The following is an 11,020-nucleotide window of genomic DNA, read 5'->3' as shown; positions in this document are numbered from 1 at the left end:
CAGTTAATCTAGAAACTGTATGACCATTTACCCTTTGATGTGACATAAAAACAAAGGTAGGTATTTTTAGAAGCTAAAGCGGATGCACTAAAGTGCATAGTTTTAACTATTTTTGGGACCAATAAAGAAAGAATCAGTAAATCTGACTTTTATAAAGGATGGAAAGAACAAACAAGATGGGATTCGATAAACGCTAACATAAGGTTTGTTAGTTTGAATGGTAGTCGATACTCGAGCAGTATGTCTAACTACAATAGAATAAAACTTGAATTAGAGAAAATTACAAATTACTCTATACCCGAAGGAACGACTATTGTTATTGGTTATCATTTTAAGGACGATTTATGCAGTAATGGCATTAAAAACAAATGGTATAGAGTAAAAATTAATAATGTCAAAAGGAATTTAAAACCGTATATAAATCAACTAAAAGACAAGAACGCCATATACATTTCTCTATTTGAAAATGGTATGATTTTAAAAACAAAACCTAACTTAAAATATGAGTATTTCTTTGTTGACAATAACAACTTCTTTAGAAAATCCCTTTTTATTAAAAAATCTTTTTGCGGCTCATCAGCAGCAATAAAACCAAATGGCGAAACTTTAATAGTAAACAGTGAAGGATCAATTTTAAATATTATTATAAATCTAGAAAATGAAAACTGGAATAGATTTTTTATTACAAGTAATTAATTCTTCACATCCAAAGCGTCTCTTAGTGCATTTCCAATTAACATAAAAGCCATCACTAAAACCATGATACAAATGCCTGGTATTAACGCCAGATAGGGTTTGCCAAGAATAATATAATTGTAATGGTCTTTTATCATGGCTCCCCAACTTGCCATAGGTGGCTGTGCGCCTATTCCTAGAAAGCTCAACCCACTCTCTATAAGTATAGCTGCTGCAAAATTTGCAGCTGATATTACAATCAAAGGCGCCATAATATTTGGTAAAATATGCTTCGAAATAATTCTAAAATCTGAAAATCCTAAAGCTCTTGCTGCAGTAACATATTGCAACTCTTTTGCCCCTATGATTTGACCACGAACAACTCTTGCCACTTCGACCCACATTGTTAAACCAACGGCAATAAAGACTTGCCAAAAGCCTTTACCCAAAGCCAACGTTATAGCGATGACCAATAATAGTGTTGGTATAGACCACGTGATGTTAATTATCCACATAATGAAAGCATCTACTTTACCACCATAGTAACCCGCAAGGCTACCCATAAACAAACCCACTAGTAACGAAATAAAAACAGCAACAAAACCAATGAAAAAGGATATTCGAGCGCCAATTATTATACGACTTAAGTAGTCTCTTCCATATTTGTCTGTCCCAAAAATAAAAGTCCTATTCGTAATATAAGTTTGGTAATCATTAGTTGGAAAATTATTTAAATCTATTGTTTTCTCCTGACCTAAAAGTCCATCCGAAGCATATTCGTTATAGATTAGTTTTTCATTTTCAATCCTATACTCTGAAATAGGAATTTCTGCGGTGGTATTATTTCTTCCAAAAAAAAGTCGCGATAAAAAAGTTGTTTTATCTTCTATTTTAGTTGGTATTTCTAATACCTTAACCTTAAATCCAGGAGATTTAGAATGAACAGACAAATGCATTTGATTCGCATTTTTAGAATCATCTGGTACCAAAACATAGGCAAAAACAGATACTAATCCAATACTTACAATAACCCAAAAGCTAAAAACGCCCCAAATGTTCTTTTTGAACTTTTGGAGCGCCAACTGTGTTAATGAGTTGCTTTTTGACATTATTAGGGATAATTTAATTTTTCATTTGAGCCACATTATTGTTAATAGTATAAGATAGCTTTAAATCATTAAGTACGTTTAATGCTTCTTCAACATAGACATCTTTGCTTAGACTTGTATGCCAACGCTTACGTTTTTCTGCCAAGATAGAATCTTTAGCTATTAAATTAAGCTCGTATGGTAAAGACTGAAATGTCAAATTAGTTTTATAATCTGATATTTTATCAAAACGCTTTGCTTGCTCTTCGTTAAGTTCTAAGCGCTTCTTATAATCTTCGTAATTTAGTGAGAATACTTCGTTTTCACGGATATCATTTATCCACTTTGCGTTTTCGTCAATTAATGATAACTGATTATTATTAGCAATTCGTTTTTTACTATTCTTAATGGCAGTATCGTAATCGTAGTAATTCTGCCAAACATTATAGTTTGCTGAGTCTATCTTATCCCATGACAATGGATTATCTTGTGTACGCTCACCAATACCAATATACTTATATCTGTCTGCTACAACAATATCACTTTTAACACCTTCAAGCTGTGTAGAACCACCATTAATTCTATAATATTTGTCTGTTGTAAACTTGATAGCGCCCAAATCACCATTGGAATTATTACGTACCATTCTGTTTAAATCTACTACATTTTGTACTGTTCCTTTTCCGAAAGTTTGTTCACTTCCAATAATGACAGCCCGTTTATAATCTTGCATTGCTGCTGCCAAAATCTCTGAAGCAGAAGCTGAAAGTTCATTAACCATGATTACTAATGGTCCATCCCAAACAATAGATTTGTCAGTGTCTGATAAAATTCGTTTTGGTTCGGTTGTACTTTTTACTTGTACTATTGGTCCTTCTTCAATAAATAATCCAGCCATATCAACAACTGCACCAAGAGAACCTCCTCGATTATCTCTCAAATCTAGTATAACGCCTTCAATACCATCTTTCTTGAGACGTTGAATTTCTTTTTTTACATCTATGGCAGAACTGATTCTGTTATTCCTATCAAAATTATCATAGAAACTTGGCAGATTAATAAGTCCGTATTTTTTACCATCTTTTATTACTGTAGATGACTTTGCATAAGTTTCTTCTAACACCACCTCATCTCTTTCTATTGATATGTCTTTAATTGAACCATCAACTTTTTTTAAAGTCAGTGTTACTGATGTTCCTTTTGGCCCTTTTATAAATTTTACAGCATCCTCCAAACGCATTCCAACTATACTAACACCTTCCTCTTCGTCTTCTTGCTTTACTTTTAGAATTTGGTCACCAGGCTCTAACTCATTTTGTCTCCAAGCTGGACCGCCGCTAATTAATTCACTAATAGAAATAACATCTAATCGACGTTGTAATCTCGCACCAATTCCTTCAAACTTTCCAGACATATCTACATCAAAACGATCTTTATCTTCTGGTGAAAAATAAAATGTATGAGGATCAAACTCTCTTACAATGGCATTGATGTATACGCCAAACCAATCTTTACGACGACGCTCTTCCATGTATGTATATAATTCTTCAAGCGATTTTTTTGTTGTTTCTCTAGCTTCAACTTCTAACTCTTTTATAGATTTCAAACTCACATCTGGATCATTAGACGCTAAAGTTTTGTTGTTCTCAATAATTTCGTCATAATTGGCAATTGTAGAAAATTTGAGTTGTTGTCTCCAACGCTCTTTCATTTCTCGCTTATTTTTTACATAGCCTAGTTCTTCATAATCACTATTAAATTGCTCATCTTTAGAATAGTCAAATGGTCTATTTAAAATCTTAGAGTAAATCTCTTTTGATTCGGCTGTTCTCTCTATTAGTCGCTTATGTGTTAATTCGAAAAAAGATAAATCGTACGCTTTGAGTTGGTCATCGATTTTATTCTTGTAATCATTAAACTCTTCAATATCAGACTCATAAAAATAACGTTTGAATGGATCCAACTGCTTAATGTAGTCTTCGTATACACGTTCGGAAAAGTCATCATTTATATCTTGTGGAGCAAAGTGCCCTTGGTCTAATAAATATGTAATTATGCGCACTAATAATTTGTCTTTATCAGAATCACTTCCATCGACCTTACTCGTAAAACTACATGAAGCAACAGCTATAAGAAGTGCTAACAATAAAAATTTGTATTTCCCTTTCATCTTTTTCTATTTCTTTTTTACAATATATTTGACTAAAATAGAAGAAAAAACCATGCCATAAAACCTAAGTGCTACTAATTTTTTGTTAAACCAAGCCTGTAAAGGTTTTCCGTGCTAATTTAGTATTTTAGCACAACCGTTTTAAAATATACCTAATGCCCAAGAGACCTTTAATTTTAGTTACAAACGATGATGGAATTACAGCACCTGGATTACGAACCCTGATAGGTGTCATGCGAGAAATCGGAGATGTAGTAGTCGTTGCCCCAGACAGCCCTCAAAGTGCCATGGGACATGCCATTACCATCAACTCCACTTTACACGTGGAAAAGGTAAAAATTGATGATGGACCACAAAAAGAGTACAGCTGCTCTGGTACGCCAGCAGATTGTGTAAAGCTTGCTGTAAGAGAGGTCTTAAAAAGAAAGCCAGACCTTTGTGTTTCTGGTATTAATCATGGGTCTAATTCTTCAATAAACGTTATTTATTCAGGTACAATGAGTGCAGCACTAGAGGCTGGGATTGAGAGTATTCCTGCTATTGGTTTTTCTTTACTAGATTATAACTGGGGTGCAAATTTTGAGTATTGTACGTCTTTTGTGAAAACGATTGCTGAAAATGTCTTAGAAAACGGTTTACCAGATGGTGTTGTGCTGAATGTTAATATCCCGAATGTTGAAAAAAAAGCCTTTAAAGGTATTAAAATTTGTAGACAAGCGAGAGCCAACTGGGAAGAGGAATTTGATAAACGTACTAACCCAATGGGTAGAGAATATTACTGGCTATCAGGCAAGTTTGTAAATATGGATGGTGGTAAAGATACTGATGAATGGGCATTAGAAAATAATTATATTTCGGTGGTTCCTGTTCAGTTTGATTTGACAGCTCACCACGCCATACAACAATTAAACACTTGGAAATTTAGTGAATAGCTCTCTAAAAAAACAATATAGACCATCATGAAATATTACATCATTGCAGGTGAAGCTTCAGGAGATTTGCACGGCTCCAATTTAATGAAAGCTATTTTTAAACAAGATAAAGATGCTGATATTCGGTTTTGGGGTGGTGATTTAATGCAATCTGTTGGCGGCACTTTGGTAACTCACTATAAAGAGCGCTCTTTCATGGGCTTTGCAGAAGTAATAATGAATATTAAAACCGTATTAGGTTTTATAAAATCCTGTAAAAGAGATATTGAAACCTTTGTACCAGATGTAATTATTTTTATTGATAATTCTGGATTTAATCTACGCATTGCAAAATGGGCGAAAAATCAAGGCTACAAAACACATTATTACATATCACCGCAAGTGTGGGCATCTCGTGCGAGTCGTGTAAAGAAGATAAAACAAGATGTGGATGCTATGTACACCATACTTCCTTTTGAAAAAAAATTTTATAAAAAATATGATTATGATGTTCATTTTGTTGGACATCCGTTAATCGATGCTGTTTTAGATAGAAAGCTTGTAGATGAAAATGATTTTAGAAAGCAACACAAACTAAGCAATAAACCCATTGTTGCCCTTTTACCAGGAAGCCGAAAACAAGAAATTAAAAAAATGCTTGATGTTATGTTAAGTGTCGTTAATGATTTTTCGGATTATCAATTTGTTATTGCTGGCGCACCAAGTCAAGATTTTAGTTTTTATCAATCTATTATTCAGTCTCGAGATATTGCCTTTGTAGACAATAAAACTTATGACTTATTAAGTATTTCTTTTGCCGCACTGGTAACTTCTGGAACGGCTACTTTAGAAACAGCATTATTTAAAGTTCCACAAGTAGTCTGCTACAAAGCAAACGCTATTTCGTATCAGATTGCTAAGCGTATTATTACGTTAAAATTTATCTCTTTAGTCAACTTAATTATGGACCGTGAGGTAGTGACGGAGCTAATTCAGCATGACCTAAATACCGAACGCTTAAAGAAAGAATTAGATGCTATTTTAAATTCTGAAAGGCGCAAACAACTCTATTTAGATTACTTTGAATTAGAACAAAAATTAGGAGGAAAAGGCGCCAGTGAAAAAACAGCAAAGTTGATATACAAAGCGATATCTGAATGAAAAAAATCTACGTATTCTTACTGATAATAACAACTCTGAGCACTTGTAAATCTACTAAAAACGCATCTCAACGCAATAAAAGAAATACGACAAAAACTACAAGGGTAAAAACAATTAAAACTACAATTCCTAAGCAAGCAGAAGCTATAATTACTGAGGCCAAACGCTATAGAGGTACTAAATATAAATACGGTGGCACAACGAAAAAAGGTATGGATTGCTCTGGTTTAATTTTTACTTCGTTTGGAAAACACGGCATTACCATGCCAAGAACAACAAAAGAATTATCTACTCGTGGAAATTGGGTAGATATTAAAAAAATACAGGAAGGTGATTTGGTTTTTTTTGCTACTAAAAAGAATAGCCGAAAAGTTAATCATGTAGGCATTGTGACCGCTATTAAAGGGGATGATGTTTCCTTTATTCACTCATCTTCAAGTCGCGGGGTTATGATTTCAAAATTATTAGAGCGCTATTGGTACTTTGCCTACGTTCAAGCTCGCAGATATCTCTAAATAAAATTTTTGTAGTAACTTTCTGAAATGAAGTTGCTTAATTTCAATATTATAAAGCTCACTCTTTGCCTAATCGTAGGCATTGTTATTGGCTTCTATTTTAAAATATCACTACTCAGTATACTTATCATCAATGCTATTTTACTATTTGGATTAGCGATTAGTTATTATTTGGCTAAATCTAAGAAAACTAAGATTCAATTATTTGGTATAACAACACTCTTAAGTTTTATATGTATCGGTATAGCATCAACAAAAATTTATAATGATAAGAATAAAACCAATCACTATTCAAATTTTAATATAGCTACTGAAACTTATGCTGACTTCACCTTTAAAATTACTAAACGCTTAAAACCCGACGCATATAACGACAAGTATTTTGCAGAAATTATAAGCATAAATGAAAAGAAACTATTTGGGAAAGTTCTACTTAATGTTGAAAAAGACACATTATCTGAAAATCTAAAAATCGGTAGTATTTATTTTGTAAACAGCAAACTTACTGAGGTGGTTAAACCAAAAAATCCTTTTCAGTTTAATTACAACAAATACCTACAACAGCGAAATGTTTACCATCAACTATATATAAAGACCGGTGTTTTTATTTCTGTAAAAACTGAATCTAAATCTTTAATGAGCTATGCCGATAGCTTTAGAACCAAAGTGAATAAAAACCTAACAGGTGCAGGTTTTAATGACGATGTCCTTTCAATTATTAACGCACTTCTCTTAGGACAACGACAAGATATAAATCCAGAAATTTATAATAATTATGTTGATGCTGGTACTATTCATATTCTAGCGGTTTCTGGACTTCATGTAGGTATAATTTTTCTCATTCTGACTCAGATTTTTAAACCCTTACATAGAATCAAACATGGAAAACATATAATTAAACCGGTTCTGATTATTATAATGCTATGGTCCTTTGCGTTTGTAGCTGGATTATCGCCTTCCGTTACTCGAGCAGTGACCATGTTTAGCATTATCACCTGCGCACAATTTCTTAGGCGCCCCACAAACATCTACAATACCTTGACAATCTCTGCTTTTTTGATGCTGCTCTTTAACCCTATCTACTTATTTGATGTAGGTTTTAAGATGAGTTATTTGGCGGTTTTAGCCATCGTATCAATTCAACCACTATTATACAAGTTATGGCAACCTTCAAATTTAATTATTGATAAGACCTGGCAAATTTTCACAGTAACACTAGCTGCACAGTTAGGTGTCGCTCCGATTAGTTTATTTTATTTTCATCAGTTTCCTGGGCTTTTCTTTATTTCAAATTTAGTTATCATTCCTCTTTTAGGCTTGATTCTAGGCTTTGGTATTTTGGTGATTACTTTATCTCTATTAAACATATTACCTCCTATTTTAGTTACAATTTATAGTTTTATTATTGAAAGCTTAAATAGCTTCATTTCATGGATTGCACAGTTTGAAAATTTTCTGTTAAGAGATATCCCATTTAGCATTTTTCATGTTATTACGAGCTATTTGATAATTGTGAGTGGCTTCTATTTATGGAAAACGAGAACCTTTAAATCCGTAGTTTTTTCGCTTTTGAGTATACTCTTATTTTCAATCATAATAGTATATACTAAATATGAGAACAACACCTCAGAATTCGTAGTTTTTAATAAAAGCAGAACAACTCTTTTAGCAAAAAAATCAGATTATCAATTGACAGTATATCATAGACTAGATAGTACTAAAATAAAAAATGATAAAGCCATTAAGAACTATTCCGTTGGCAACTTTATTACTAACAAAATAAATGATAGTCTAACTTCAATTTACCCGTTTAAAGACAAAATTATTTTGATTGTAGACAGCTTAGGTGTTTACAACACTAAGCAATTTAGACCCAATTATATTTTACTGAGCAACTCTCCAAAAGTGAATCTAAATCGCTTAATTGATTCTTTAAAACCCGAATTTATTATTGCAGATGCTAGCAACTACAAATCTTATTTGCAACGCTGGAAGAAAACCTGTTTAAATAAAAAAATCCCTTTCCATAGTACTTACAAAAAGGGAGCTTTTGTATTAAACTAATCTGTTATTTACCTTCGGAAAATGTGGGTTTAAAAGCCTTATAATAATCATTAAATTGCTCTTGGGATGTCATTTCCTTATAAGTATCGTCTTTAAAAAGCTTGAGATACAACTCCAACTGTTGTGGTCTTTGATAACCTGTAATTGGAGCAATTAGCTTTAACTCTTCATCAAAAAACGCAATAGTAGGATACGCTCTAATCTGAAAGAAACGCACAAATTCATGAGCACTATTTCTTCTATTTAGTTTTGTAGGGTCATAACCGGGGTTCTTAAACGTATTTTCTTTATAGGTCACCTCGTCATTACCTTCGCCATTAAATTTTACGGCGTAGAAATTCTTATTCACATAAGCTACAACATCTTTATTCTTAAAGGTGTTTCTGTCTAACATTTTGCATGGACCACACCAATTGGTGTAGACATCCATCATTATCTTCTTTGGATTTTTCTTTTGAAGCGCTACTGCTTCTTCAAAAGTGACCCAATTTATCTCTTGTGCTGAAACATTGATTGCCAACAGCAATACAAATACACTTATAATTATCTTTTTCATCATAACCTTTATGTAGCAATAACTAGACCAAAATTACAAAAAATACGGTACTTTGATTTACATATTAAATGTAATTTAACTTTGTCTATCTCACACCATGCATGAGTTTTCTAATAATTGGATATAAAATTGCAGACAATACCCCAAGACCAACTGCAATAGCAGTAAGCAACCAAAAGAAATAGCTTAAACCTTCGGTTTTTGCAATTGCTTCAGATGATTCTCCAAAGACTCCGGCTAGTTTCATCCCAATAGCAACTGCTAAATACCAAACACCAAACATCATTGCAATCATTCTTCCAGGCACTAATTTAGACACATAAGATAATGCTACTGGAGAAACACATAGCTCACCCATAGTATGAAAAAAGTAAACTAATATTAACCAAATCATACTAACAGATGCTGTTTTAGCACCAACTGGAATATCTGATGCTCCTATAGCCACACAAGCCATACCAATTCCTAAAAGAATCATTCCTATGGCATATTTCATATTTGCATTTGGGTTGTATTTACTTTCCCACCATCTAGAAAATAAAGGTGCAAATGTAATAATGAATAAAGAGTTTAAAACTCCGAACCAAGATGCTGGTACTTCAGCAATATCTTTAACAAACTCATTATAAAGCATCCAAATTGCAATACCCCATATAATCACAAAACTAAAGGATAAAATAATATTTGAAAGAGCATACTTAGAAAATGTCTTCTTAAACAATGAATAGAGTACCCAAGTAATAACACCTAAAGGAATTAAGGTCATTAAAGAATTAATAACTTTAAAAGTCATTGCCGAAGTGCCTTCAAGGACTCTTTGGGTATAATCCCTAGCAAAGATGGTTAGAGAACCTGGGGCTTGTTCAAAAATAGCCCAAAAGAATATAGTTATAAAGGCAAAAAACATGACAGCAAGCATTCTATCTCTTGTAATCCTGTCGTACTTTGGAATACGAATAACTAACAATAAAATGAATAATAATAACGCTGACAAGATAATTACATTAGACCCTTTCAATCCAAATAAATTAAAGTCAAATATATTGTAAGTGCCTTCAGATATCTTAGACACAGGATCGTTCAATATCCAAACTAATCCTAAGGTAGAAGCAATGGCTATTAATACCATTTGAAACTTTGTAAACGGATTTAATTTAACACCAGATTCCTCTGTAGTATCTCCCAGTTCATCTATTGGATTTTCAGGCCTCAACCCAATTTTACCAAAAATACCTTGAGCAAACCAAAATTGAAGTAGTCCAAAAAACATAAAAATTCCTGCTACTCCAAATCCCCATGACCAACCTACTTTTTCGCCCAAATATCCGCACAACAAAATTCCAAGGAATGCACCTGCATTTACTCCCATGTAAAATATAGTATAAGCACCATCTTTCTTTTCTTCTTTACCTTCATACATTTCGGAAATAATAGAAGTCATGTTAGGCTTGAAAAAACCGCTTCCAAATACCAGCAATGTTAGACCAAAATAGATGAAAAATTGTGTTTCCAAAGCCATACAGGCATGACCTAAGGTCATGAGTAAAGCACCTACTACAACAGCCCACCTATAGCCAATTTTTTTATCAGCCATATAACCACCCAATAAGGTTGAGAGATAAACCAAAGAAGTATATGTGCCAAAAATAGCAAAAGCATGCTCACGAGGCCAACCCCAACCACCATCTAAAAGCGAGGCGGTAAAAAACATTACCAATAGTGCTCGCATTCCGTAATAGGAAAAGCGTTCCCACATTTCTGTAAAAAACAAAACAAATAAACCTGCTGGATGCCCAATCACTTTATCTTTAAATAAATTTTCTACATCTGTATTCATTATAATATTGATTTTGTTGTAAAATAAAACCCTCATAATCATA

9 protein-coding genes are annotated in these 11,020 nt (G+C 33.0%); 5 read left to right on the top strand and 4 right to left on the bottom strand.

Features of this window, described 5'->3' with window-relative positions; genetic code table 11:
• Positions 1-240: 240 nt before the first annotated feature.
• A complete protein-coding gene (locus tag HKP48_RS06100) occupies positions 241-696 on the top strand; it encodes a hypothetical protein (protein ID WP_296343892.1) in 456 nt (151 codons plus the stop codon).
• Here HKP48_RS06100 and HKP48_RS06095 read toward each other — a convergent pair.
• A complete protein-coding gene (locus HKP48_RS06095; RefSeq protein ID WP_296343889.1) occupies positions 693-1,784 on the bottom strand; it encodes an ABC transporter permease in 1,092 nt (363 codons plus the stop codon). The genes HKP48_RS06100 and HKP48_RS06095 overlap by 4 nt on opposite strands.
• A 13-nt stretch (positions 1,785-1,797) precedes the next feature.
• Positions 1,798-3,933, bottom strand: coding sequence for a carboxy terminal-processing peptidase (locus HKP48_RS06090; protein ID WP_296343887.1), 2,136 nt, complete (start codon positions 3,931-3,933; stop codon positions 1,798-1,800).
• Between the two features lie 155 nt (positions 3,934-4,088).
• Here HKP48_RS06090 and surE point away from each other — a divergent pair, with 155 nt between their 5' ends.
• From surE to HKP48_RS06070, 4 genes are read left to right on the top strand one after another with little or no spacing between them, the layout of a single operon-like run.
• The gene (surE, locus tag HKP48_RS06085) at positions 4,089-4,865 is read left to right on the top strand and encodes a 5'/3'-nucleotidase SurE (protein ID WP_296343885.1); all 777 of its coding nucleotides are present in this window, start codon (positions 4,089-4,091) and stop codon (positions 4,863-4,865) included.
• A 27-nt stretch (positions 4,866-4,892) separates the two neighbouring features.
• Positions 4,893-6,005 (top strand): lipid-A-disaccharide synthase, encoded by a 1,113-nt coding sequence (gene lpxB, locus HKP48_RS06080; RefSeq protein WP_296343883.1) that lies wholly within the window; start codon positions 4,893-4,895, stop codon positions 6,003-6,005.
• Entirely contained in the window at positions 6,002-6,520 is a 519-nt protein-coding gene (locus HKP48_RS06075; protein ID WP_296343881.1) for a C40 family peptidase, read from the top strand. Before lpxB ends, HKP48_RS06075 begins: the two co-directional genes overlap by 4 nt.
• Positions 6,521-6,547: 27 nt before the next feature.
• Positions 6,548-8,584, top strand: coding sequence for a ComEC/Rec2 family competence protein (locus HKP48_RS06070; protein ID WP_296343880.1), 2,037 nt, complete (start codon positions 6,548-6,550; stop codon positions 8,582-8,584).
• 4 nt (positions 8,585-8,588) lie between these two features.
• Here HKP48_RS06070 and HKP48_RS06065 read toward each other — a convergent pair whose 3' ends face one another.
• Both HKP48_RS06065 and HKP48_RS06060 read right to left on the bottom strand, forming a co-directional pair.
• Positions 8,589-9,143, bottom strand: coding sequence for a thioredoxin fold domain-containing protein (locus tag HKP48_RS06065; RefSeq protein WP_296343877.1), 555 nt, complete (start codon positions 9,141-9,143; stop codon positions 8,589-8,591).
• Between the two features lie 82 nt (positions 9,144-9,225).
• A complete protein-coding gene (locus HKP48_RS06060; RefSeq protein ID WP_296343875.1) occupies positions 9,226-10,977 on the bottom strand; it encodes a peptide MFS transporter in 1,752 nt (583 codons plus the stop codon).
• Between the last annotated feature and the right edge of the window lie 43 nt (positions 10,978-11,020).

This window comes from Winogradskyella sp. (assembly GCF_013042245.1).
Taxonomy (GTDB): Bacteria; Bacteroidota; Bacteroidia; order Flavobacteriales; family Flavobacteriaceae; genus Winogradskyella.
The sequence above is the reverse complement of the archived record's forward strand: the minus strand, read 5'-3'. Positions and strand labels throughout refer to the sequence as shown.